Genomic DNA, 23537 nt, shown 5'->3' on the forward strand with positions numbered 1-23537 from the left:
CATGATCGACGACATCCAGAACAACATCCGCAGCCAGCCTGGCCTGGGCAAGAGCATGGCGAAGTGGAGCGCGCTTGGCGCCGTCGTCGCCATTCCCGTACCCGTCGTCGGGCCGATCTTCGGTGCACTCGCCGGCGCGGCCTATGCCTATTCGAAGCGGAACAAGCGGGTCTGAATGCGCTGCCCGTTCTGCGGACATGAAGACAGCCAGGTAAAGGACAGCCGCCCGTCCGAGGACGGCGCGGCCATCCGGCGGCGGCGGCAGTGCGAGGGCTGCGCCGCCCGCTTCACCACATTCGAACGCATTCAGCTTCGCGAACTCACCGTTGTGAAGAGCGAGAACCGCCGCGAGGTGTTCGACCGGGACAAGCTCGCCCGGTCGGTCGCAATCGCGTGCTCGAAGCGCAACATCGACCCCGTCCGGATCGAACGGCTGCTGTCCGGCATCCAGCGTCAGCTGGAGACCGGTGGCGAGGGCGAGGTGGAGGCCAAGCGCATTGGCGAGATGGTGATGGACGGGCTGAAGGGCCTGGACACCGTCGCCTACATCCGCTTCGCCAGCGTCTACAAGGATTTCACCGAGGCACGCGACTTCGAGGAGTTCGCGGGCAACGTGTCGGAGGCGGGACGCGCCGCGTGACTGCCCCCGTGATCGTTCTTGTTCGCCCGCAGCTGGGCGAGAATATCGGCAAGGCGGCGCGCGCCATGCTGAACTTCGGCCTGGTTGACCTGCGGCTTGTCAGCCCGCGCGACGGCTGGCCCAACCCGGCAGCGGGTCCCGCCGCATCGGGCGCCGACATGGTGCTGGAGCAGGCCGCGGTCTTCGACAGCGTGGCGGCTGCCACCGCCGACTGCGCCCATGTCTTTGCCACCACCGTGCGCCGGCGCGGACTGATAAAGCCTGTCATGACGCCGGAGGCTGCGGCGGCGGCGATGCGGGCCGAGGCGGGCCGCTCCGCGATCCTGTTCGGTCCCGAGCGATCGGGGCTTGAGACCGAGGACGTGGCCGTCGCGCGCACCATACTGACGGTGCCGATCAATCCGGAGTTCGGCTCGCTCAACCTGGCGCAGGCGGTCGTCATCGTCGCTTACGAATGGTCGCGGGGCGCCGCGCTGGCGCAGCCGTCCGCGATCCCGCTCGATCCGCCCGCGCCGCAGGCGGAGCTCGACGGGCTCTACGATCATCTGGAGGGCTTGCTGGAGCCCGAAGGCTATTTCGAGCCGATCGACCGCGCGCATGTGACGAAACGCAATCTGCGCTCCGTCCTCACCAAGCCCGGCTGGAGCAGCAACGAGGTCAGAACGATGCGCGGGGTGCTGACCTGCCTGTCCGGGCGGCGTCAACGCCGGTCGAACGCCTCCAGCTCGTAGGCGATCGAGGCCTCGACCAGCGTCTCCCACATCGCCGCGATGGCGTCTGAGGGGATGCCCGCCGCTTCGGCGCGCGCGCGGACATTGTCGATCACCTGCGCTTTTCGGGCTTCGTCGCGGACGGCAGCACGATCCGGCTTGATGCGCGCCGCGGCCCGCATGTAGCCGAAACGACGGTCCAGAAGCTCCACCAATGCACGGTCGACAGCGTCGACGCCCTGGCGGACCTCAGACATGGTGCGGCATTCGTGGGGATCGAGGTTCTTTTGCATCGGCCATGGCTTATGGGGCCCGAGCGTCAGCCACAAGGATGCCGACCTTAAAGGTTGCGATCACCGCGCTTATGATACATATTTACGCTTGGTAATCGATTGAGAATCCAATGCTTCTTGGGCTGTTATTATAAAACGGGCTAAACCCCACCCCTTTATCTTCGACTGGGGCAACAGATGAAGCTTAGATATGTAGGCCTGTTCCGGTGACAGAATCGCGCCTGCAGACCCGACTTGTTTGCGAGACTGCGGTTCAGCGGGAGGCCACAGAGCGCCCGAACTTGCGGTGTGGCCAAGACAGTTTGCCGGGGGGGCGGAGCCATCCCATCAAGATAATCTGCACAATTGCTTGCAGCGATAGAGGAAGATGATTTCGAAGAAAGTTGCCTAAGCGCTCGCTTGGTCTGCTCGGCCTCAGTCGGCAAATGGATATTTGACGGTCTTCAGAAGGGATGCTTCACAATGTTTTTTGCTCTTCTCCTTACGGTCGCTGCTCAGACGGCAGATGCCGATCATACTGCCAATCCGACTGAGCCGGTCGCACAGCGACAGGTTTGCCGCAGAGTGGGATCGACCTCCTCACGCATCACCAGCCAACGTGTTTGTCGAACGGTTGCAGAGTGGGAGGCAAGCGATCGCGAGCAGCAGCGCGTAAACCGGGGCAGCTTGGGACGAACGATTTCTTCCCCCAACTGATCCGCTTCCACACAAGCTTGACCTGCGCGCGCCTGTCAGCCATAGGCGCGCCCTTCGCGATTGGCTCCGCACCCCGGTGAAGCGGTGGCCCGCCCGTGCCCTGGCACGCAAGCGGCGAGACCGGGACCAACGTCTGTAGCAATCAAGGACAGAACATGACGAAGCGCACCAGCGCCAAGTATAAGCTCGACCGCCGGATGGGCGAGAACATCTGGGGTCGCCCGAAGAGCCCGGTCAACAAGCGTGAGTACGGCCCCGGTCAGCATGGCCAGCGCCGCAAGGGCAAGGTGTCCGACTTTGGCATTCAGCTGCGCGCCAAGCAGAAGCTGAAGGGCTATTACGGCGACATCACGGAAAAGCAGTTCAAGAAGAACTACACCGAGGCAAGCCGCATGAAGGGCGACACCTCGCAGAACCTGATCGGTCTGCTGGAGCGTCGCCTTGACGCGATCGTCTACCGCGCCAAGTTCACGCCGACGATCTGGTCTGCGCGCCAGCTGGTCAGCCACGGCCATGTCCGCGTGAACGGCGTGAAGTGCAACATCGCATCGCGACTGGTGAAGCCGGGCGACGAGATCACGCTGGGCACCAAGGCGCAGGAAATGGCGCTGGTGCTCGAGGCGCAGAGCCTGTCCGAGCGCGAAGTGCCCGACTATATCGCAGCCGACGGCGCCAAGGTGACATTCACCCGCGTTCCGACGCTGGATGAGGTGCCCTATCCGGTGAAGATGGAGCCAAATCTGGTGGTCGAGTTCTACTCGCGCTGATGATGGGGTGAGGCGGCTTCCAAAAGCTTCAGCCTTGGCCGCTCAATATAGAAGCGGATCCCACCATCAAGAACCCGGAAGGGCGCCTCGATGCGAGGCGCCCTTCTTTGTTCCAACCTGCCTTTTGACGTCGAACTCCGCAGTCGGCTCAAGCAAGCCATCTCGCGCCGGCTAGCGCATTGATGCGGCCAGGAACCCGTCGACATCTTGAAGCATGCGCTGACGCGCGGTGTTGCTGACAAGGTAATGATCTAGCCCATCGAATTCTAGATAAACCGGATTTCTGCCTGCCGTTTGCAACGAACGCTGCATCAAGCGGGACTGTCCGACGCCGACATTCTGATCAAGCGTGCCATGCACCAGCATCACGGGAGCCCGGATGCGCTCGGCGTGCCGCGCAGGTGATCCTTCCGCGATGTGCGGACCGCGGCCGATGAAAGCATCCACACGAGCGGAGTTGGTGAAGCCGCGTGCCTCGCTGCGCAGCACCTCCAGATCGGTGACCGGCGCAACGGCGACGATCGCCTTGAACAGATCCGGGTCGAGCACCGCCGATTGCAATGCGGCGTAGCCACCGTAACTCCAACCCATAATCGCAAGGCGGTTTGCGTCGGCTATACCCTGCGATATCAGCCATCGTCCCCCGTCGTTGACGTCTCCGATGGCTGTTCGCCAGGATCTAAATCCATTGTTCTGGAACCACGAGTCGCCATAGCCCGTCGAACCGCGAAAGTTCGGCTGCAGAACGACATACCCGCGCGCAGCCAAGAATTGCGACAGCCAGTCAAACCCCCACTCGTCCCGCGAACCCGGTCCGCCATGCGGAAGCACAATCGCCGGGAGGTCACGTCCATCGCTTCCCGGCGGCAACGTCAAGTAACCGGGTATTTGGGTGCCGTCTGCCGCAGGAAATGTGACATGCTGCACCCGGGCCAACGCCACGCCTTCGAGTTGCGGACGCGAAGGCATCACTTCGATGAGTTCACGCTGAGACTTCTTGTAAAGGAAATACCGTCCGGGATCATTGTCGCTGCCGGCAAAAAGCAGCAACGATGACTCATCTGCGCTTGCACCGACGAACGATACGATCGGACTGTTTGGCAATGCGCGGCCAAGTGATTGGTTCAGTATCTTCAACTCAGGATCGAACATCTCCGCTTGTCGTCGATCCGTGACGTAAGTCGCCCCGACGATCCTGGCGTTTCGCCCGGTCTGGATCACACCGGAAATGTCAACCTGCGGATGCGAGAGGACCATCTCGCGCCGCCCGGTACCATCCAGTGCGATCCGCCACAAAGCCTGGCGCCCGTCAATCTTCTCCAGTCCATAGACCATGTTGCTGGTGGGATCGACCGCCAAGGGGTTGAAGCCGGTTTCATCATCCAGGTCATAGGTCGCAAGAGGCCGCCAGCTACCGCCATCAGCGGGACGGTACTGGTAGGTCAGGGTTCTGCCGATAATGCCATCTCGTTCTTCAAAGATGCCACGAACCCTAATGCGGCCTTGCCCATCGCTGATATATTCAGCCAGGTTCCGGACAGGCTGTTCGACCACCGTCCGTCGCCCTGAGACGACATCGACACGGTCGACACCAAGCCCTCGACGACTTTCGACCATGCGCGTTCCGCTACCGCCCTCGGGAATGTACTGCCGCGTCATGAGGATCGCGCCGTTGCCCGTGCCATTCAGAAGATCGAGTACACGTCCGCCGTTCTGCATCAATCCAAGTGCGTTGGCTCCAGGGCGCTGACTGAGCAGTTGAACATCGCTGCCATCGCGATTGAAAGAAACCACACGCGTGAAGCTGAGCCTGTCCGGCCCCACGATGAGGTGTATGTTGCAGATGATCCGCGTGTCGGTGGGCCATGCGCAACTGATAACGCGACCATTGGCGCCATCCAGCCGCATCACCGAACGCGGTGCTCCGCCCTCAATGGGATTAGCGACTTGCACGATCGTCCCGTCGCCAGTGGAGCCCGGAACAACCATCGCCACCTGCGAACCGTCAGGTGACAGGCTGATGTGTTCGATATGTTCGCGCGCGCCGAAGCGCTCGGCGTCCCGTGCGATGGTGTTCTCAGATTGCGCCACCACGGGCGCAATCGTGATTGAGACAGCCCAAGCGCCAACGCCGATCAACTTGACAAATCTAATCACCTTCCCCCCCCAAGGTATAATCTAGAACTAGTCTATCGGTATTTTTTTAGAAAGTAAGTTGCCGCGATGCTCAGAGGCTTCAGCGGACGCTGACAGCATTGAGGTCTCTGAAGAGGATCGCCTTGCGTCAAACTCCCGTGCTCGGCATGAGCCACGGCATGACCACCCTTCTCCGCCAGCCTCCCGAATGGGCACCGCACGACTGGGTGTGGATCGGCTTCCCGAGCCACGCCAACCTGTGGGAGGACGACCTGATCCCCGCACAGGAGGAGGTCGCCGCCTTCGCGCGCGCCGTCCATGCCGACGGCGCGGGGGAGCGGGTGCATCTGGTCTGCGCGAACGATGAGGCCGCCCGCGCCGCAGAGGCGCTGGTCGGCGCCGCCGCCGCGATCGAGGTGCAACCGTTCGGAGACATCTGGCTGCGCGACACCGGTCCGATCCTGGTGTCTGACGGCGATGTGCGCGAGGCGCGATCCTTCCTCTTCAATGGCTGGGGCGACAAATACCGGCTGGATGGCGACGACGATGTCGGGCTTCGCCTGTCCAAGGCGGCTGACCTGCCCGTGCGTCGATGCCATTGGGTGCTGGAGGGCGGCGCGATCGACGTCGACGGTGCGGGGCTGGCGGTGACCACGGAGCAGTGCCTGCTCAACCCCAACCGCAACCCGTCGCTGGAGCGGCACGAGATCGAAGCTCGGCTAAGAGGTGATCTGGGACTGACGGAGATCCTGTGGCTGGGCGACGGCCTTGCCGGCGATCACACGGACGGTCACGTCGACAATCTCGCGCGCTTTGTCGGCGAACGGCGGATCGTGCTTCCGATCGCATCGACACCCGACGATCCGAACGCGGCCGTGTATGAGGACGCCGCGCGCCGCGTCGCGGCGTCAGGCATCGATCTGGTGCGCATCCCCTCCCCCGGTCTGATCGAGGATGAGGGAGAGCCGGTCGCCGCCTCCTACATGAACTTCTACATCGGCAATGCGGCCGTGGTCGTGCCGATCTACGGCACGGCATCGGACGACGCGGCGGTTGCGGCGATCGGTGCGCTGTTCCCCGGGCGCCGCGCGGTGGGACTGCGCGCCGACCATGTGCTGACGGGCGGCGGCAGCTTCCACTGCATCAGCCAGCAGGGCCCATCCCTGTGATGCTTCGCGTGGCGGCGCTTGCGCTGATGGCGCTGGCGCAGCCTGCGGAGACCCGGACGCCTGCCGATCCGCACCTGCCGGAACCTGTCATCGACGCTGAACCCCCGACGCTTCCCGAAGGTGCCCGCGATCTCGTCCTGATCGTGTCCAAGACCAACGGGTGGCGGCACATCGAACATATCCCGCATTCCAACCGGGTGTTGTCCGACATCGCGCGCGCACTTGGCCGCCCCGCCTTCGTGACGGAGAACGGCGCCGTCTTCAACGACGCGCAGCTAGGCCGCGTGTCCCTGGTCGTCCTGAACAGCGCCAGTGGCAACTTCCTCGACGTCGCGCAGATGGCGGCGTTCCGCCGGTTCGTGGATGCGGGCGGCGGCGTGGTCGCGCTTCATGCCGCCGGTGACGGCAGCCAGGACGATCGCTGGTACCGCGACACAATCGTGGGCACGCGCTTCATCGGGCATCCCGGCGGCGCGGATCATGTCCAGCCAGCCCTGTTGGTCCCGGCCCAGGCCGATCATCCGATCCTCGCCGGCGTGGCGCCCGGCTGGCAGCCGCGCGACGAATGGTACAGCTTCGACGGGAGCCCGGCCGCGCGCGGCATGCAGGTGCTCGCCCGGATCGACGAGGGCAGCTATCGCCCCGGTCCGGACCTGGCCATGGGCGGCGACCATCCCGTCATCTGGATCAATCCGAACGTCGCCGGACGCGTCGTCTATTCGGCGCTGGGCCATACACCGGAGGCCTATGACGATCCCACCTATCGGCGGATCCTCACCAACGCGATGCGCTGGGCACTGGAACCGCAGGGCGGTTGAGGCGCCCTCCCCTTCGCCCTACATGCGCGGACATGACCGAGATCACCGTCGCCGCGCTCCAGCTCGCCTTCTCCGCTGACGTCGAGGAGAATATCAGGAACGTCACCGCGCTGGTGCGCGAGGCTGCGGCACGCGGCGCGCAGGTCATCCTGCCGCCCGAGCTGTTCGAGGGTGAGTATTTCTGCCGGGTCGAGGACGAGGGGCTCTTCGCCAACGCTAAGCCCGTGGGCGAGCACCGGGCGGTCCTCGCCATGCAGGGCCTGGCGGCGGAATTGGGCGTCTACATCCCCACGAGCTTCTTCGAAGCGGATGGCCCCCATCACTACAACAGCCTGGCGATGGTCGGCCCGGACGGCCGCGTCGCGGGTGTCTACCGGAAGAGCCACATTCCCGATGGGCCGGGATATGAGGAAAAATTCTATTTCCGGCCGGGCAACACCGGCTTCAAGGTTTGGGACGGGCCGTCAACGCGGATCGGCGTCGGCGTGTGCTGGGACCAGTGGTATCCGGAGACGGCCCGCGCGATGATGCTGATGGGGGCAGAGGTGCTGTTCTATCCCACGGCCATCGGGTCGGAGCCGCATGACACCTCGCTTGACACGGCGCGGCTGTGGCGACGCGCCATGGTCGGGCATGCGGTCTCGAACGTGGTCCCCGTTGTCGCCGCGAACCGGGTGGGCGTGGAGCACGGGCAGACCTTCTACGGCACCAGCTTTATCTGTGATGAGCGTGGTGACATCCTTTCCGAGCTCGGTCGCGAGGAAACGGGCGTGATCACCGCAACGCTCGACCTTCCTCGCGTCAGGCGTCACCGCGCCGCGTTCGGCTTCTTCCGCGACCGGCGGCCGGAACTTTACGGGCGTTTGGTCGAGGACGTCTGAGCAGCGGCGGCTACCGTCCGGTCCGCGTGCACAGCACGTCGGCCAGATAGATGCGCCGCCCCACCGTCTCCATCGCTTCGCGCGCGGATCCGCTCCAGCCGCGGGCGGTGCAGAAGGTGTCCGCCGTCCGCGCCGCGCATCCGGCGTTCGCCGGTGACCGGGCGCACGCTTCGACCCGATAACGCCCTTCCTGCGGCGCGGGGAAGAACTCGGCCGCCATGCCGCGCAGGGACGTGCCGCGACCGGGCTGAACGGCACCGCCGCCGCCGCCCTGCTCCCCCAGCGGACGCATCGAGCGCAGGCGCCGCGACGGCACCAGCACGGGCGTGCTGCGATCGATGGTGGTGCACCGCCCGCCGAAGTTGACCTCGTCGCAAAGCTGCCATTCGCCGCTCTGCACGCGGATGCTGGACACGGACCAGGACAGGCCCAGGTTCCGCTGCGGCTCGGAAACGTTCACGGCGGGTCCGCGATAGCCGAGATCGCGGTAGATGATGGCTTCCGCCTGTCCGGGTGGTCGGGCAAAACGTTCATCCTGCGCGGCCGCCGGGCCGGTCAGCAAGAGGGCGAGAACAGCAAGTCCGATCGTGCGCATCGATCATCTCCCGGCCTGGCGCGCGCATCATCCGCCTGTCCGGCAATGGATGCAAGCCTCAGCTCTGGCGCATCTCCAGCGCGCGGGCGAACACCGCCCGGAACATCTCCGGTGTCAGTCGCCCGGTGTTCTGGTTGTAGCGGGAGCAGTGATAGCTATCGATCATCACCCGCCCATCCGACAGGCGATGTTCGGCGCCGTGCCCGAAGCGGAAGGCCGATACCCGCTCACCCAGCAGGCGCAGCGTGGACTGGTGCGCGATCTGGCCGAGCGGGACGATCACTCGTACCTTCTCCAGGACGGCCAACTGCGCCGCCAGGAAGGGCCTGCAGGTCGCAATCTCCTCCGGCATTGGCTTGTTCTCGGGGGGCAGGCACTTGACGGCGTTGATGATCGCCGCACCCGTCAGGCGCAGCCCGTCGTCGGGTCGCGCGTCGTACCGTCCGGTCGCCAGGCCGAACGCGCCCAGCGTTTCGAACAACAGGACTCCGGCATGGTCGCCGGTGAACGGACGGCCGGTCCGATTGGCACCATGTTTTCCCGGGGCAAGGCCGACGATCGCCAGCCAGGCGTCGGGATCGCCGAGTGCCGGCACCGGGGCGTTCCACCAGTCGGGATATTCGATGCGAAGGGCGTGTCTGAACGCGACGAGGCGCGGACAGCGGGGGCAATCGTGCGGCGGCTCCGTCCGCGCCAGGGGACTATCGGCGATCATCGCGACGCCGTAGGCGCTTGGACGTGCCCGTCACAAGCTACCTCGTCGCGATCGGATCCAACCGTAGGCACCATCGCCACGGGCTGCCGGGTGACGTGGTCGCTGCGGCGATGGTGGCACTCTCAACAGTGGGAGAGGTGGAAAGGCGCTCCACCATCATCCGCAGCGCGGCGATGGGACCGGCGGGGCGCGACTTCGCCAATGCCGCCGTGCTTGTCCGCAGCAGCCTCGATCCGCCCGCCATGCTTTGCGGCCTGAAGCGCCTGGAAGGCCAGTTTGGACGCCGCCGGGGCCGCCGCTGGGGGCAGCGGGTGCTCGACCTCGACATCATCTTTTGGTCGGGCGGCACGTGGCAATCGCCAGGGCTTTTCGTTCCCCATCCGGGCGCGGCGGCACGGGCGTTCGTGCTCCAGCCGCTCAGCGAGATCGCTGCGCAATGGCGCCACCCGGTCAGCGGCTTGAGCGTGCGGCACCTTTACCGACGGTTGACCGCGCCGCGCCCGAAACATAGGGGTCGCGCCTGCCCAGGGGGCTCGTAGCTCAGTCGGTAGAGCGACGGACTTTTAATCTGTAGGTCCCGGGTTCGAACCCCGGCGAGCCCACCCCACGCACCGCATCCTTTGCCCCGATCAGCCCGGGACCGCCGCGTCCGGGTGGATGACGCCCGCCGAACGCAACTCCTGCCAGAAGTCCGCCGGGATCTTGGCCTGCAACGCGGCGTGGTCGGCGAGCATGTGGAGCGGCTTTGCCGTCCCCACCAGAAGCGAAGACGCGACATCCGGCGCGAGGCTGAACTGCAGGGCGGCCGCGACCATATCGACGCCGTGGCGCGCTGCGACCTCCTTCAGCCGCCCGAGCTTCTCCCGCTTGTCGGCGGGAATGATGCTGTTGTCCGGACCATAGTTGAAGCGCGGTGCACCGCCCAGAAAGCCTGCGTTCAGCGCAGACCCCACCACAAAGCTGACACCCTTCTCGCGTGCCTTCGGAAACACGTCCTCCACCGCGGTGTCATGGTCGACAAGCGAATATTGGCTGGCAAGCAGATGGACGTCGCTGTCCGCGACCTCCAGGCAGCGTAGGATCGGCTGAGGGCAGTTCACGCCCATGCCCCAGCCGTCGATCACGCCTTCGTCCCGAAGCCGCGTGAGCGCCGGAAAGGCCCCTTTCTCCGCAATCGGCCAAAGCGCTTCCCAATCGTCCGGCAGATAGTCATTGTCCGGCGACAGGTCGTGCACGAACACGATGTCGAGGCGGTCGAGCCCGAGCCTTTGCAGGCTGTCCTCGATCGATCGGATCACCCCGTCCGCGCTGTAGTCGAAATGCGGCGTGTTCGGAGAGGTGGTGAAGGGGAAGTAGGTCTTCGCATCATTGTCGCGCGACGCGCGCAGCAGCTTGCCGACCTTGGACGAGATCACGAACTCGCCGCGTGGCTTGCGGGCCAGGAACCGGCCAAAGCGCCGTTCGGCGAGGCCGAGGCCATACCAGGGCGAGACGTCGAAATAGCGGACGCCCGCGTCCCATGCCGCAGCCAGCGTTTCTTCCGCCTGTTCGTCCGTCGCGAACTCGAACTCGTTGCCGATCGCCACGCCACCGAGACCGAAATCATGGGGCGGGCGGTAACGTGTGGCGGCCATGGTCGTCCTTCCGGGAAGATGTCGCCTGCTGAACCCCGCAGATTGCCCCGGTATCCCCAAGCTTCTAGGGCAAGGGAACGATCGGCGGCTCTCGCCCCTGCCGCCCCGGACGGAAGATGCCCCATGAACGACCTTGATCGCATTCTTGATGCCGCAGACGCCTGGCGCGGCCTGCCGATGGCGATCGCCACCGTCGTCTCGACATGGGGATCGGCGCCGCGCCCGCGCGGCAGCCACATGCTGGTCACAACCGATGGCCGGTTCGAGGGATCGGTGTCCGGCGGGTGCGTGGAAGGCGAAATCCTGGCGGCGGCCGAGGACGCGATCGCCGGTGCCGGGCCGCGCACGCTGCGCTTCGGGGTCGAGGATGCAGCCGCCTGGGAAGTGGGCCTGCCGTGTGGCGGCGAAATTGCGGTGCTGGTGCAGCCGGTGGGTCCAGGCGGTTTCGATGCCGCTTTGTTCGACCGCATCCGGGAGGCGCGGGCGGAGGGACGCAACCTGGCCGTGGGCACCGACCTGACGGAAGGGATCAGCCGCGAGGGCGCGGAGGATGCGCAGTTCGTCAACAGCTACCCACCGCCGCGGCGGCTTCTGATCATCGGGGCCGTGCAGATCGCGCAGTCGCTGGCACAGCTTGCCGCCACCCTCGGCATCATACCCACGGTCATCGATCCGCGCGGCCGCTTCCTGACGGAGGAGCGGTTCCCCGGCGTCGAACGCGACGATCGCTGGCCCGACGATGCTGTGGCGTCGCGGCGACCGGATGCCGCAACCGCGGTGGTCACGCTCAGTCACGACACGAAGATCGACGACCCAGCGCTGATCGCCGCGCTCGCCTCGCCCGCCGCCTATGTCGCGGCCCTCGGCTCGCGGCGGAGCCACACCGCCCGGCTGGAGCGTCTGCGCGCAGCCGGCCTATCCGAGGCCGATCTTGGCCGGATCGACGGTCCGGCCGGTCTCGACATCGGCGCGCTGGGGCCGGCCGAGATCGCCCTGTCGATCGCATCGGCGATGGTCGCGGCGTTCAATGGCAAGCGCGGCTGACGTCGACGTCCTGCTGCTGGCGGCCGGACGATCCCGCCGCTTCGGCGACGACGACAAGCTGCTGGCGCCCTTTCACGGGCTCCCGCTGGCGCTCCATGCCGCCCGCACCCTGGCCTCGCTCGGTTGCCGGCGCCTGGTCGCCGTCTGCGCCAGCGATGCGGTAGCCGGCATCCTGGAAGACGCCGGCTTCGCCATCGTGCGGAACGACGATCCGGACGCGGGCATGGGGCACTCGATCGCGCTGGGCGCGTCTGCCCTCGGCGGAGATGGCCGTACGCTTGTCGCGCTGGCGGACATGCCGGCGATCTCGGCGGCGCACCTCCGCACCATGATCGCGTACGATGCCGACATGGTCGCCTCGGAAGCCGCAGGCATCCGCTCCCCCCCTGCCCTGTTCGGGGCGGGGATGCGGCACCGGCTGGCGAGCCTCAGCGGCGATCGCGGCGCGCGCGACCTGCTGGCGACGGCCCTCCCCGTGCCTGCACCGGCGGGCACGCTTGCCGATGTGGATACGCCGGCGGCGCTCAGCCGGCTGGCGTTTCCGTCCGGGTGATCGCCGGCGCGCGCTGGCGCAGGCGGGAAAATTCGACCACCTGTTCGCCGACCAGCGACAATTGCGCCGCGGCGGGTGCGTCGAGGCAGGTGCCTCCGTCGAACATTCCGGCTTCCGACTTGATGGCCGCGCCCAATGGCGTCGGCCAGCCGCGAAGCGCGTGGACGATCGACCGCAGGGTCGCCAGCGTCGATCCCGTCGCCTGCCAGCCATAGGCGGTGACGATCAGCCCGACAGGAAGCCCGTCCAGATAGACACGGGCGTCGCGCGACGTCGCCTCGAGATAGTCGACCGCGTTCTTCACCAGCCCGGAGATCGACCCGTGATAGCCCGGGCTTGCCAGGATCAGGCCGTCGGCGGCGCGCACGGCCTCGATCAGCTCGGCTGCGACATTCTCCTCCCCGCGGACATAATGGGGCAGCGCCTGCAGCGCCGCGCCACCGAACAGGCGGGTGCGGGCGCCGTGTCGTTCCGCCGATCCCAGCGCGACGCGCAATGCGGACTCCGTGGCCGATCCTTCGCCGGTGGTGCCGCCGATGCCGACGATGAAGGGCGCGTTGCTCATGGTCGCCAGATGGCCGGACGCGCCGCCGCGATCAACCCTCCGCCGCCTCGATCCGGACCAGCAGCGCACCCTCGCTCACCTGGTCGCCCGCCGCGACGGTCATTGCGGCGACCGTCCCGTCATAGGGCGCGATCAGGCCATGCTCCATCTTCATGGCCTCCAGCGTCACCAGCTTCTGGCCCTTGGTCACCGCCATGCCGGACGCGACGTCCACCGCGGTGACGCGCCCGGGCATCGGCGCCAGGATGGTGCCGTCGGCGGCGGCCCCGCCCGCGCCGGCCGCGACGCGCCACGGCGACAATCGCCAGGTCTGCCCGCCCTCGGTGACAAGCACCGCATCGGTCGCCGGCTCGTCGATCGGGTCGAACGCCACCGTGACCGCCCGGTCGTCGAGGAGGAAGCGCCCTTCCGTCCTCGGCGGCGCGTTGAGCCTGAAGCCGGCAAAGCCCGTCGTTCCCGCCACCGCGGCAGCAGCGGCCGCCAGCGCTTCCTCGCTCGGGCTCTCGGGCGGCAACAGCGCCTCGCCTTCACGCGCGATCAGACCGGTGTCCACCTCGCCGCTCACGAAGTCGGGATGGTCGAGCGCCTCGACCAGGAAGCCCGCATTGGTGCGGAGCGGCCACACCACCGCCTCGTCCAGCGCATCGGCCAGCCGCTCGCGCGCCTCGTTCCGGTCGCTGCCATGCGCGATCAGCTTGGCGATCATCGGGTCGTAGAAGGGGGAGATGGCGGCGCCTTCCTCGACGCCGGTATCCACCCGCACGTCGTCGCCCAGGTCGAAGGCCTCCAGCGTGCCGACCGAAGGCAGGAAGCCCTTGGCCGGGTCTTCGGCATAAAGCCGCGCCTCGATCGCATGGCCCTGGATGGTGAGCTCGTCCTGGGTGACCGGCAAACGCTCGCCCGATGCGATCCGAAGCTGCCATTCGACCAGATCGACGCCGGTGATCGCCTCCGTCACCGGATGCTCCACCTGCAGGCGCGTGTTCATTTCCATGAACCAGATGCGGTCGGCGCGAAGCCCGTCGGAGGCGTCGGCGATGAACTCGACCGTGCCGGCACCGACATAATCGACGGCACGGGCCGCTTGCACCGCCGCCCCACACACCGCGGCGCGCGTCTCCGCATCCATGCCCGGGGCGGGTGCCTCCTCGATCACCTTCTGATGGCGCCGCTGCAAGGAACAATCGCGCTCGAACAGGTGGACGACGTTGCCATGCGTGTCGCCAAACAGCTGCACCTCGATGTGGCGCGGCGACTGGATATACTTTTCGATCAGCACGCGATCGTCGCCGAACGAGGACGCCGCCTCGCGCTTGCAGCCTGCCAGCATGTCGGCGAAATCGCCCGCGTCATCGACGCGGCGCATGCCCTTTCCGCCGCCGCCCGCGACTGCCTTGATCAGCACCGGGTAACCTGTGGCGTCCGCCTCCGCCCGCAGCCGCTCGGGGGACTGATCCGCCCCCAGATAGCCGGGCGTCACGGGGACACCCGCCTCCTGCATCAGCGCCTTTGCGGCGTCCTTCAGCCCCATGGCGGTGATCGAGGCCGGCCGCGGACCCACCCAGACGATGCCGGCATCGATCACGGCCTGCGCAAAGGCTGCGTTCTCCGACAGGAAGCCATAACCCGGGTGGATCGCCTCCGCCCGCGCCTCACGCGCCGCGGCGATGATGCGGTCGCCCACCAGGTAACTTTCCCGCGCCGGCGCCGGGCCGATGTGCATCGCCTGATCCGCCATGCGGACGTGCAGCGCGTCGGCATCCGCGTCCGAGAAGACGGCCACTGTGCGGATGCCCATGGCCGATGCGGTGCGGATGATGCGGCACGCGATCTCGCCACGATTGGCGATGAGGAGCGACTGGATCATGGCGTTTCTTCCAAACTCGGGTGCGCGCGAAATCGTCGGGGCGATAGCTGGCGGAGCATCACATCCGGAACACGCCGAACTTGGCTGCCTCCGGAAACGGAGCGTTCAAGCTCGCCGCCAGCGCGATCCCCAGCACGTCGCGCGTCTGCGCCGGATCGATGATCCCGTCGTCCCACAGGCGCGCGGTGGCGTACCAGGGGTTGCCCTCATCCTCATATTTCTGCCGGACGGGTGCCTTGAACGCTTCTGCGTCCGCGGCGGACCATGTTGCGGCATCGCGGTGTACCGTCGCCAGCACGGACGCGGCCTGCTCACCCCCCATCACGCTGATGCGCGCATTGGGCCAGCTGAACAGGAAACGCGGCTGATAGGCGCGGCCGCACATCCCGTAGTTCCCGGCGCCGAAGCTGCCGCCGATCAGCACCGTGATCTTCGGCACCTGCGCGGTCGCGACCGCGGTGACCAGCTTTGCGCCATGCTTTGCAATGCCTTCCGCCTCATATTTGCCGCCGACCATGAAGCCGGAGATGTTCTGGAGGAACAGCAGCGGAATGCGTCGCTGGCAGGCGAGCTCGATGAAGTGGGCGCCCTTCTGCGCGGCCTCGGAAAACAGCACGCCGTTGTTCGCCAGGATCGCGACCGGAATGCCATGGATGTGCGCAAAGCCGCAGACCAGCGTGGTGCCGAACAGCGCCTTGAACTCGTGCAGTTCGGATCCGTCGACGATCCGCGCGATCACCTCGCGCACGTCATAGGGCGCGCGGACGTCCTGCGGCACGATGCCGTAGAGATCGTCGGCCGGGTAGCGTGGCGGACGCGGGTCCCGCACCGCGACGGTCGGGTCGATGTCGGCCGGAAGCGTCGCCATGATGTCGCGGACGATCGACAGCGCGTGCTCGTCATTGTCGGCCAGATGATCGACGACGCCCGATCGGCGGGCATGAAGGTCGCCGCCGCCCAGATCCTCTGCCGAGATCACCTCGCCGGTCGCCGCCTGCACGAGCGGCGGGCCCGCCAGAAAGATGGTGCCCTGCTCGCGCACGATCACGGTCTCGTCTGACATTGCGGGGACGTATGCGCCGCCGGCGGTACAGCTGCCCATCACGCAGGCAATCTGCGGGATGCCACGGGCGGAAAGGTTCGCCTGGTTGTAGAAGATGCGGCCGAAATGATCGCGATCGGGAAACACCTCCGCCTGATGCGGAAGGTTGGCGCCGCCGCTGTCCACCAGGTAGATGCACGGCAGCCGGTTCTCGAGCGCGATCTCCTGCGCGCGAAGATGCTTCTTCACCGTTAGCGGGTAATAGGTTCCGCCCTTCACCGTCGCATCGTTGCACGCGATCATGCAGGTGCGGCCGGACACCCGCCCGATGCCGGCGATGATGCCCGCCCCCGGCACCTCGTTGTCGTAAAGCCCGTTCGCCGCCAGCTGCCCGACCTCCAGGAAGGGAGAGCCCGGGTCGAGCAGGCCTTCCACCCGGTCGCGCGGCAGCAGCTTCCCGCGGGCGCTGTGCTTTGCCCGTGCCGCCTCCGATCCGCCGCGCGCCGCCGTGGCGACATCGGCGCGCAACTGATCGGCAAGGGCACGGTTGTGCGCCGCATTGGCCTGGAAGGTCGCGTCGGTGCGGGACAGCTTCGTGTCCAGGACGGGTCCGGCCACTGCTACTGCGCCACCTTGTCGGGCTTGCCGATCAGCTCGCGCCCGATCAGCATTCGGCGCACCTCGTTTGTGCCGGCACCGATGTCGAGCAGCTTGGCGTCGCGCATGAAGCGCTCCACCGGCCAGTCCTTGGTGTATCCGGCCCCACCCAGAGCCTGCACCGCCTCCAGCGCGACCTTCACCGCATTTTCGGATGCAAGCAGGATCGCGCCGGCCGCATCGAAGCGCGTCGTCTTGCCCGCATCGCAGCTCTTGGCGACCGCGTAGACATAGGCGCGGGCGGAATTCAGCGCGACATACATGTCGGCGATCTTGGCCTGCATCAGCTGGAACTCGCCGATCGGCCGGCCGAACTGCCGGCGTTCGCGCACATAAGGCAGCACCACGTCCAGGCAGGCCTGCATGATGCCCAGCTGGATCCCGGCCAGCACCGCACGCTCATAATCCAGGCCGGACATCAGGACACCCGCGCCGCCGTTCAGCGGCCCCATGATGTTCTCGGCCGGGACCTCGCAATCCTCGAACACCAGCTCGGCGGTCGGGCTGCCGCGCATGCCGACCTTGTCGATCTTCTGACCGATCGAGAAGCCCGCCATGTCGCGCTCGATCAGGAAGGCGGTGATGCCGCGGCTCCCCTCGCCGGTCTTGGCATAGACGACCAGCGTGTCGGCATAGGCGGCGTTGGTGATCCAGAATTTGGTGCCGTTCAGCACATAGCGGTCATTGCCGCGCGCTTCGGCCCTCAGCTTCATGCCGACGACGTCCGACCCGGCGCCCGCCTCCGACATGGCCAGCGATCCCACATGCTCGCCGGAAATCAGCTTCGGCAGATATTTCCGCTTCTGCTCGTCCGTCGCCCAGCGGCGGATCTGGTTGACGCACAGGTTGGAGTGCGCGCCGTAGCTGAGCCCGACCGATGCCGATGCGCGACTGACCTCCTCGATCGCCACGACATGGTCGAGATAGCCGAGGCCGAGGCCGCCCCACTCCTCCTCCACCGTTATCCCGTGGAGGCCGAGCGCGCCCATCTCGGGCCACAGGTCGGTCGGGAACCAGTCTTCGGCGTCCACCTTGGCCGCGATCGGCTGGATGCGATCGGCAGCGAAGCGCTGGGTGCTGTCGCGGATCATGTCGGCGGTTTCGCCGAGCGCGAAATCGAAATCGGGTGCCACCGGGCTCTCCTGTCGGCGCCGCCGATTGGCGGTCGCGAATCCTTTGTTGGGGCTGCCCTACACGCTCTCCCCCGCCAGTGCCAAAAGCCTCTTGGCCTGCTTCAGGTGCGGCGCGTCGATCATCCGCCCGTCGAGCTGAAGCGCGCCGGCGGCGGGCGCTGCGGCAAACGCGTCCACGATGCGCCGCGCCGCCGCCACCGCGTCGGGGGCGGGCGTGAAGGCATCGTTGATGACGGGCACCTGTGCCGGGTGGATCGCCATCATGCCGGAAAACCCGTCGCGCAGCCCGCGCCGTGCATAGGCGCCAAGCGCGCCCAGGTCGCGAATGTCGGGAAACACCGTCTCGATGGCGGCAACGCCCGCCGCATGCGCGCCGAACAGGGTCAGCGATCGCACCAGTTCGTACGGAGCGGTATACCGGCCGTCCTCCTCGCGCGACGTCTGCGCTCCGATCGCCGCCGGCAGGTCCTCCGCTCCCCAGGTAATCCCCGCCAGCCGGTCGGTCACGCCGCCATAGTCGCCCAGGCGGAACACGGCGGCAGGGGTTTCGGTGGCGACCGGCAGCACCATCGCCGACCGGTCACCCGCCAGCTCCAGCCGCCGCACGACCGTGCGGATCGTCTCGGCACCCTCCGCCTTCGGCACCACCACGCCATCGGGCGAAAGGGCGCCGACCGCCGTCATGTCGGCATCGAATGCGGCCGTATCGATCGGGTTCACGCGCACGAACAGCGGCACCAATCGCTCGGTCAGCAGCGCCCCGGCCACCGCATCGCGCGCGGCGGCCTTGGCGGCGGGCGCGACCGAATCCTCCAGGTCCAAAATCACCGCGTCCGCGCCCGATGCCGCCGCCTTGGCAAAGCGTTCCGGCCGATCGCCGGGCACGAACAGCAGCGAGCGCAGCCTCATGCCGCCGACCGCTTCATCAAGGCGGTGCGCAGGCACTGACAGACGACCTCGTCGCGCTGGTTGCGCATGACATGGCGGAAGGTGACGATGCCCGCGTCCGGCCGCGATCGGCTGTCCTTCAGCGCGACGACTTCGGTTTCCGCCTGCAGCGTGTCGCCGATGAAGACGGGGCTCGGCATCCGCACCTCGTCATAGCCAAGATTGGCGACCAGCGTGCCCAGCGTCGTGTCCGCCACCGTCACGCCCACCATCAGCGCGAAGGTGAAGGTGCCGTTGACCAGGATGCGGCCGAACTCGCTCGCCCCCGCCGCCTCCGCATCGAGGTGGAGCGGCTGCGGATTGTGCGTCAGCGTAGAGATGAGGAGATTGTCCGTCTCCGTCACGGTGCGGCGGATGTCATGCGCGATGCGGTCGCCCACCTGCCATTGATCAAAGAAGCGACCGGCCATGTCAGGCCACCATGGGGGAAGCTTGCGTCATCCCGGCCTTAGGCCCGGCCGTCGCCACGGCTGTCAACCGGCTTCAGGCCGGCTCCATCACCGACAGGATGTCGGCAACCTCGGCGACGGCGAAGGCGGTGTAGCTGTCACCGATGGCATAGGGCAGCAGCACCCGCCGCCCGCGCAGCAGCCCGCCGCAGCTGTAGGTGACGTTCGGGACATAGCCGCCGCGCTGCTCGTTGCTCGGGAACAGCAGCGGCGACGGCGTGCGCGCGATGACGCGGGACGGATCGTCGCGATCGAGCAGGCAGGCACCGATGCAGTACCCGCGCACCATGCCGACGCCGTGAGTAAAGACCAGCCAGCCTTCGTCGATCTCGATCGGCGATCCGCAATTGCCGATCTGCACGAACTCCCAGGGGTATTTGGGCCGCAGGATGGGCGCACCCGTTTCCCAATGGTGCAGGTCGTCGGACAGAAGCAGCCAGATATTCTCGCTGTCCTGACGACCCAGCATCGCGAATTTTCCGCCGATCCGCCGTGGAAACAGCGCCATGCCCTTGTACGCCGTCATCGCCCCGGTCAGCGCGCGCATGTCCACCGTGCGCAGGTCCACGCCGCGCATCATCTCCTGCCGGGCCTCGTGGCCGTCGAAGGCGGTATAGGTGCCGATGACGCTTCGCGTGCCGTCATCGTCGGTGAAGTTCACCAGCCGCAGATCCTCGATCCCGTTGCGCTGGCTCGGCAGCACGGGGAAGATCACCGTTTCCGACACATCCTGGCTGTCGGCGCAGATCAGGCGCACCCAGTTGTCATCATGGGGCTCCACGCGCGGCGGCACGCCGTGCGGGCTCGCCGGATCGATCTCCAGCCGGTCGCCCGGTCCCCACACGCCGCTGCGGAAGGTGACGGAGGAGATATGTCCCTCCCCGATCCCGCGCAGAGAGAGGATGAAGCGGGTCTCGTCGTCGCGCGGCGGCGTGTCCTCCGGGATCGTGACGATGCTGGGATTGAACAGCGCGGCCGACTCGAATGCATATTCCTGGCTGAAATAGGCCCCGATCAGCAGCTGCTCGTGATGGTCGCGCGCGCGATGCACGTCGATCTCGCCGCGCACCTCCTCGAACCGGCGCAGCAGCACTGCCTCCAGGTTGCGGTGCCGCGGGTGCATGGCGTCCGCCAGCAGCCGGTGCATGCGCTGATGCATCGCGTCGTCGAGCGCGAGCAGCCGGTCCACCACCGCCTGCGCCCGGGTCGGGCGATCCTTCGCGAACGCTTCGGGATAGCCGAAGCTGAACGGCCGGATCACGGTGCGCGACGCATCCGGATGAAGCGTGACGTCAAGCTTGGTGAAAACGTCGGCGGCGTTCATGCAAGGGCCTCGGCGCAGGCTGCCCGTGCATGCGCGGCGGTCCGCAATGCCGGACCGGAGGATTTCTCATCAAGGATGGGAAATGGTGGGCGTGGCAAGGATTGAACTTGCGACCCCTGCGATGTCAACACAGTGCTCTACCACTGAGCTACACGCCCACTCTGCCGGCGCGTCTAGCTGCGCGCGCCCGGCTGTGCAAGCGGTCACGGAAGCTTTGTTGCGCTTCCCAGCTCGAACAGCCGGTCGACCTCGGCCACCAGCTCCCGCAGGTGGAAGGGCTTCGACAGGACGCGCGCCTGCGGCACTTCCTTGCCCGCGCGCAGCGTCACGGCGGCGAAGCCGGTGATGAACATCACGCGCATTTCCGGCGCGATCTTGGCCGCCCGCTGGGCGAGCTCGATCCCGTCCATTTCCGGCATCACGATGTCGGACAGCAGCAGGTCGAACTGCTCCGTTTCCAGCAGCGGCACCGCTGCCGTGCCGCGATCCACCGCCACGACCTCATAGCCCGATTTCTCGAGCGCCCGGGTCAGGTAGGAGCGCATCGCCTCCTCGTCCTCGGCCAGGAGAATCCGGATCATCGTGCGCCTTTCCGCCTCCGCAACACCGGCAACCGACCGGGTCCGACGCGCTTATGCTCGTTCGACTTAAGATTTTCCATAAGGTCGTTGATTGCGGGCCGCCGGACGGGCGCGTAGCACGACGAGATGACAGGCAGCAGCCACGCCGATCCGGGATGCGTGCTCATCACGGTGTCGCATGCCGGGCGGGCGGAGCCGGCGGACATGGCCGCCATGCTCCGCGTGCCGCCCGACCGGCTGCTGCCGCTGGAGGATCGCCACGTCGATCGCCTGACCGTTGCGGCCGAGGAAGCCGGCGTGCCGGTCATCCGGGCCGACCGGCCGCGCTCCTGGATCGATCTCAACCGCCGGGAGGACGAGCTCGACCCCGCGATGGTGGCGGGCGGCTGGCCGGACGGTCCGCTCAACGCGACCGCGAAGATGCTGGGGGGGCTGGGGCTGATCCCGCGCCGCCTTGCCGGGATCGGCGACATCTGGCGCGCGCCGCTTGCCGCGGATCATGTCCGGCGCCGCATCCGCGAGGATTACCGCCCCTTCCACGAAGCGGTGGCCGCAACCCTCCGCGCCATGCGGGACCGGCACGGCAGGGCGGTGCTGATCGACCTTCATTCCATGCCTGCGGCCCTGCCGCAGATGGTCGTCGGCGACCTGTTCGGACGGTCCGCGCCGCGGATGCTGGTGGACCGTGTCCTCGCCTGCGGGCGGGATCACGGCCTTACCGTCGCCCGCAACAAGCCTTATGCGGGCGGCCACATCGTTGAGCGGCACGGCGATCCGCGCCAGGGCGTCGCGGCGGTCCAGGTGGAGCTCAGCCGGCGCCTTTACCTGCAGCCGGACCTGTCCACCCCCGACGAGGCCGGCGTGGCGGCGATGGCGCGCCTGGTCGCCGATCTCGCCGCGCTTGCGGCGGAGGACGCCGACCACGCGGTCGCGGCCGAGTAGCGCTCAAAGAAAAAGCCACCCCGGGCAAGCCCGGAGTGGCCAAGGTTCAGGGAGGAACATGTCCCGGAGGACATGCCGACGCGGGCGAAAGGGGGGGAACGCCCGGCGTCCACTCTAAAATAATCGGGGCGGCCTTTGGTTCAAGCCGCCCCGCCGCAATTTTTCAACCGTTGGCCGGTGCGGGAATGGTCGCGCTGGTCTGTTCGACGGTGGGTCCCCTGCCCAATTCCTGCTGGCGGGCGAAGATGTCGCGCATCAGCCCGAGCGAGAACAGGTGGGCGTACAGCAGCGGCAGCATGCCGTTCTGCGACATCTTGCGCAGCTGGTCGCCGCGCAGGTCGCGCAGCTTCTGCTCGTCGACCATGCGGAAACCGCGATAGATGAAGGGCTGCTCGATGCCCTGCTGCTGGATCGACACCTCGCCGTCCATCAGCAGGCCGCTCTCGTTCAGCTCCTTCATGAACAGCTGGGTCTGTTGCCCCGCCTGCTCGAACTGCTCGCAGAACTGCAGGATCTGCTTGGTCACCTCGGACGGCTGGTCACCGTCGAACAGCTGGTCGCCCGGCCCCTCGGCCGCGACCGCGCCGGCGGTCGGATCGAAGCACAAGGACAGCTCGTCCGTGTCGGGGCGAAGCTTGGCGAGCATCCACGGATACCGGCGAATATAGGCGGGCACATAGGCCTCGCGCGTCAGCCGGCCATTCTCGTCGACGAAGGTGTTGACGCCTTCGTTCAGGCCCATCAGCGCCAACGGAACGCTGCCGTCGCCGCCCGAAAAGATGATCGGGTAGAAGCGCTGCGCCATCGCGAACTCGTCGGTGGTCAGCGGAATGGCATGCTGCGTCGACAGGAAGGGCGCGCTGTCCATCTGCTTGTTGAACCAGCCCTTGTGCTGGCTCGACGACAGCGGGACGAGGTCCTGGTAGAACAGGGGCAGGCTTTGTTGCGGCGCGCTCGCCATCGGCTCGGAACTCCGGACAGGTGAAGGATGCGGCGCCGTTGCCGGCGGTCGCGGATCGCCCGGGGTCTAGGTTGCGGGAACGCCGCGCGCAAGGCTGGCGCGGCCGGCCCCGTCAGAAGCCGGTGGGGATCGCCGGGGTGTCGCGGGCAATGTTCGCCGCAATGATCTCCGCGCCATCCTCGCTGAACCAGTTGTCCAGCTGCACCCACGCGATCGACTGGGTGCGGTCGAACGCCTCCAGCCTGTCCGCCGTCGGATCGACGGAGGCATCGGCATCGCCGTGAACGCGGTGCAACTGGCTCTCGCCCATCTCCGCGTCGACGATGGGCCCGGCCTGGGCGTTAGCCTGCCCTGGCACGCTCGCGCCGGTCAGCGCAGCGGCGATAAACATGATCTCGAACGGTCCGGCCATGGTCG

Annotated in this window: 26 protein-coding genes and 2 tRNA genes; 12 read left to right on the forward strand and 16 right to left on the reverse strand. The window is 67.0% G+C overall.

What is annotated here, in order from left to right; all coding sequences use genetic code 11:
- Nucleotide 1: 1 nt before the first annotated feature.
- The 3 genes from GGR88_RS06235 to GGR88_RS06245 are packed head-to-tail and all read left to right on the forward strand — an operon-like array spanning nucleotide 2 to nucleotide 1371.
- Nucleotides 2–175, forward strand: coding sequence for a hypothetical protein (locus GGR88_RS06235; RefSeq protein ID WP_167953708.1), 174 nt, complete (start codon nucleotides 2–4; stop codon nucleotides 173–175).
- Complete coding sequence (gene nrdR / locus GGR88_RS06240; RefSeq protein ID WP_167953709.1) at nucleotides 176–640, forward strand: transcriptional regulator NrdR; 465 nt, start codon at nucleotides 176–178, stop codon at nucleotides 638–640.
- On the forward strand, nucleotides 637–1371 hold the full coding sequence (locus tag GGR88_RS06245; RefSeq protein ID WP_167953710.1) for a TrmH family RNA methyltransferase: 735 nt from the start codon (nucleotides 637–639) through the stop codon (nucleotides 1369–1371). The genes nrdR and GGR88_RS06245 overlap by 4 nt, the downstream gene beginning before the upstream one ends.
- Here GGR88_RS06245 and GGR88_RS06250 read toward each other — a convergent pair.
- Nucleotides 1341–1643 (reverse strand): chorismate mutase, encoded by a 303-nt coding sequence (locus GGR88_RS06250; protein ID WP_167954396.1) that lies wholly within the window; start codon nucleotides 1641–1643, stop codon nucleotides 1341–1343. The genes GGR88_RS06245 and GGR88_RS06250 overlap by 31 nt on opposite strands.
- A gap of 851 nt (nucleotides 1644–2494) precedes the next feature.
- On the opposite strand from GGR88_RS06250, the gene rpsD reads away from it, so the two are divergent.
- Nucleotides 2495–3106 carry a 30S ribosomal protein S4 gene (rpsD, locus tag GGR88_RS06255; RefSeq protein WP_167953711.1) on the forward strand — a complete coding sequence of 204 codons (612 nt, stop codon included), beginning with the start codon at nucleotides 2495–2497 and terminating at the stop codon, nucleotides 3104–3106.
- A gap of 171 nt (nucleotides 3107–3277) precedes the next feature.
- Here the strand turns inward: rpsD and GGR88_RS06260 are convergent, their stop codons facing one another.
- Nucleotides 3278–5197, reverse strand: coding sequence for an alpha/beta hydrolase family protein (locus GGR88_RS06260; RefSeq protein ID WP_342449732.1), 1920 nt, complete (start codon nucleotides 5195–5197; stop codon nucleotides 3278–3280).
- A 224-nt stretch (nucleotides 5198–5421) separates the two neighbouring features.
- Between GGR88_RS06260 and GGR88_RS06265 the strand changes: the two genes are divergently transcribed.
- Genes GGR88_RS06265 through aguB form a run of 3 tightly spaced genes read left to right on the forward strand, consistent with a single transcriptional unit; the run spans nucleotide 5422 to nucleotide 8110 of the window.
- Complete coding sequence (locus GGR88_RS06265) at nucleotides 5422–6411, forward strand: agmatine deiminase family protein (RefSeq protein ID WP_167953712.1); 990 nt, start codon at nucleotides 5422–5424, stop codon at nucleotides 6409–6411.
- A complete protein-coding gene (locus GGR88_RS06270; protein WP_167953713.1) occupies nucleotides 6411–7229 on the forward strand; it encodes a ThuA domain-containing protein in 819 nt (272 codons plus the stop codon). Before GGR88_RS06265 ends, GGR88_RS06270 begins: the two co-directional genes overlap by 1 nt.
- Before the next feature lie 32 nt (nucleotides 7230–7261).
- Entirely contained in the window at nucleotides 7262–8110 is an 849-nt protein-coding gene (aguB, locus tag GGR88_RS06275; RefSeq protein WP_167953714.1) for an N-carbamoylputrescine amidase, read from the forward strand.
- Nucleotides 8111–8120: 10 nt separating this feature from the next.
- Here aguB and GGR88_RS06280 read toward each other — a convergent pair whose 3' ends face one another.
- Nucleotides 8121–8705, reverse strand: a complete 585-nt coding sequence (locus tag GGR88_RS06280) for a beta/gamma crystallin-related protein (protein ID WP_209023200.1) — start codon at nucleotides 8703–8705, stop codon at nucleotides 8121–8123.
- 58 nt (nucleotides 8706–8763) lie between these two features.
- Entirely contained in the window at nucleotides 8764–9420 is a 657-nt protein-coding gene (locus tag GGR88_RS06285; protein WP_167953715.1) for a uracil-DNA glycosylase, read from the reverse strand.
- A gap of 23 nt (nucleotides 9421–9443) precedes the next feature.
- On the opposite strand from GGR88_RS06285, the gene folK reads away from it, so the two are divergent.
- Both folK and GGR88_RS06295 read left to right on the forward strand, forming a co-directional pair.
- Entirely contained in the window at nucleotides 9444–9959 is a 516-nt protein-coding gene (gene folK, locus GGR88_RS06290) for a 2-amino-4-hydroxy-6-hydroxymethyldihydropteridine diphosphokinase (protein WP_167953716.1), read from the forward strand.
- Nucleotides 9950–10022: transfer RNA gene (locus tag GGR88_RS06295), tRNA-Lys, on the forward strand. Before folK ends, GGR88_RS06295 begins: the two co-directional genes overlap by 10 nt.
- Nucleotides 10023–10049: 27 nt before the next feature.
- Here GGR88_RS06295 and GGR88_RS06300 read toward each other — a convergent pair.
- Nucleotides 10050–11054, reverse strand: coding sequence for an aldo/keto reductase (locus tag GGR88_RS06300; RefSeq protein WP_167953717.1), 1005 nt, complete (start codon nucleotides 11052–11054; stop codon nucleotides 10050–10052).
- A gap of 123 nt (nucleotides 11055–11177) precedes the next feature.
- Here GGR88_RS06300 and GGR88_RS06305 point away from each other — a divergent pair, with 123 nt between their 5' ends.
- Together GGR88_RS06305 and GGR88_RS06310 are read left to right on the forward strand one after the other, a co-directional pair.
- The gene (locus GGR88_RS06305) at nucleotides 11178–12098 is read left to right on the forward strand and encodes an XdhC family protein (RefSeq protein WP_167953718.1); all 921 of its coding nucleotides are present in this window, start codon (nucleotides 11178–11180) and stop codon (nucleotides 12096–12098) included.
- A complete protein-coding gene (locus GGR88_RS06310; RefSeq protein WP_167953719.1) occupies nucleotides 12082–12651 on the forward strand; it encodes a nucleotidyltransferase family protein in 570 nt (189 codons plus the stop codon). The genes GGR88_RS06305 and GGR88_RS06310 overlap by 17 nt, the downstream gene beginning before the upstream one ends.
- On the opposite strand, the gene GGR88_RS06315 is transcribed toward GGR88_RS06310, so the two are convergent.
- The 9 genes from GGR88_RS06315 to cpdR all read right to left on the reverse strand — a co-directional run bounded on the left by GGR88_RS06315 (nucleotide 12623) and on the right by cpdR (nucleotide 21217).
- Nucleotides 12623–13216 (reverse strand): NADPH-dependent FMN reductase, encoded by a 594-nt coding sequence (locus GGR88_RS06315; RefSeq protein ID WP_167953720.1) that lies wholly within the window; start codon nucleotides 13214–13216, stop codon nucleotides 12623–12625. The genes GGR88_RS06310 and GGR88_RS06315 overlap by 29 nt on opposite strands.
- 31 nt (nucleotides 13217–13247) lie before the next feature.
- Complete coding sequence (locus GGR88_RS06320) at nucleotides 13248–15083, reverse strand: acetyl/propionyl/methylcrotonyl-CoA carboxylase subunit alpha (protein ID WP_167953721.1); 1836 nt, start codon at nucleotides 15081–15083, stop codon at nucleotides 13248–13250.
- A 58-nt stretch (nucleotides 15084–15141) separates the two neighbouring features.
- The gene (locus tag GGR88_RS06325) at nucleotides 15142–16743 is read right to left on the reverse strand and encodes a carboxyl transferase domain-containing protein (protein WP_167953722.1); all 1602 of its coding nucleotides are present in this window, start codon (nucleotides 16741–16743) and stop codon (nucleotides 15142–15144) included.
- 2 nt (nucleotides 16744–16745) lie between these two features.
- On the reverse strand, nucleotides 16746–17873 hold the full coding sequence (locus GGR88_RS06330; protein ID WP_167954399.1) for an isovaleryl-CoA dehydrogenase: 1128 nt from the start codon (nucleotides 17871–17873) through the stop codon (nucleotides 16746–16748).
- Nucleotides 17874–17972: 99 nt separating this feature from the next.
- The gene (locus GGR88_RS06335) at nucleotides 17973–18824 is read right to left on the reverse strand and encodes an HpcH/HpaI aldolase/citrate lyase family protein (RefSeq protein WP_167953723.1); all 852 of its coding nucleotides are present in this window, start codon (nucleotides 18822–18824) and stop codon (nucleotides 17973–17975) included.
- Nucleotides 18821–19273 (reverse strand): MaoC family dehydratase, encoded by a 453-nt coding sequence (locus GGR88_RS06340; protein ID WP_167953724.1) that lies wholly within the window; start codon nucleotides 19271–19273, stop codon nucleotides 18821–18823. The genes GGR88_RS06335 and GGR88_RS06340 overlap by 4 nt, the downstream gene beginning before the upstream one ends.
- 73 nt (nucleotides 19274–19346) lie before the next feature.
- Nucleotides 19347–20636 carry a glycoside hydrolase family 130 protein gene (locus GGR88_RS06345; RefSeq protein ID WP_167953725.1) on the reverse strand — a complete coding sequence of 430 codons (1290 nt, stop codon included), beginning with the start codon at nucleotides 20634–20636 and terminating at the stop codon, nucleotides 19347–19349.
- An 83-nt stretch (nucleotides 20637–20719) separates the two neighbouring features.
- Nucleotides 20720–20794: transfer RNA gene (locus GGR88_RS06350), tRNA-Val, on the reverse strand.
- A 45-nt stretch (nucleotides 20795–20839) separates the two neighbouring features.
- On the reverse strand, nucleotides 20840–21217 hold the full coding sequence (cpdR, locus tag GGR88_RS06355; protein WP_167953726.1) for a cell cycle two-component system response regulator CpdR: 378 nt from the start codon (nucleotides 21215–21217) through the stop codon (nucleotides 20840–20842).
- 126 nt (nucleotides 21218–21343) lie between these two features.
- On the opposite strand from cpdR, the gene GGR88_RS06360 reads away from it, so the two are divergent.
- Nucleotides 21344–22159: an N-formylglutamate amidohydrolase gene (locus GGR88_RS06360; RefSeq protein WP_167953727.1), complete on the forward strand. Its 816-nt coding sequence runs from the start codon at nucleotides 21344–21346 to the stop codon at nucleotides 22157–22159.
- 163 nt (nucleotides 22160–22322) lie between these two features.
- On the opposite strand, the gene GGR88_RS06365 is transcribed toward GGR88_RS06360, so the two are convergent.
- Complete coding sequence (locus GGR88_RS06365) at nucleotides 22323–23120, reverse strand: SapC family protein (RefSeq protein WP_167953728.1); 798 nt, start codon at nucleotides 23118–23120, stop codon at nucleotides 22323–22325.
- A gap of 112 nt (nucleotides 23121–23232) precedes the next feature.
- The gene (locus GGR88_RS06370) at nucleotides 23233–23532 is read right to left on the reverse strand and encodes a hypothetical protein (protein WP_167953729.1); all 300 of its coding nucleotides are present in this window, start codon (nucleotides 23530–23532) and stop codon (nucleotides 23233–23235) included.
- Nucleotides 23533–23537: the final 5 nt, after the last annotated feature.

Origin of the sequence: Sphingomonas jejuensis (assembly GCF_011927695.1) — a bacterium.
In the GTDB taxonomy this organism is placed as follows: domain Bacteria; phylum Pseudomonadota; class Alphaproteobacteria; order Sphingomonadales; family Sphingomonadaceae; genus Sphingomonas_K; species Sphingomonas_K jejuensis.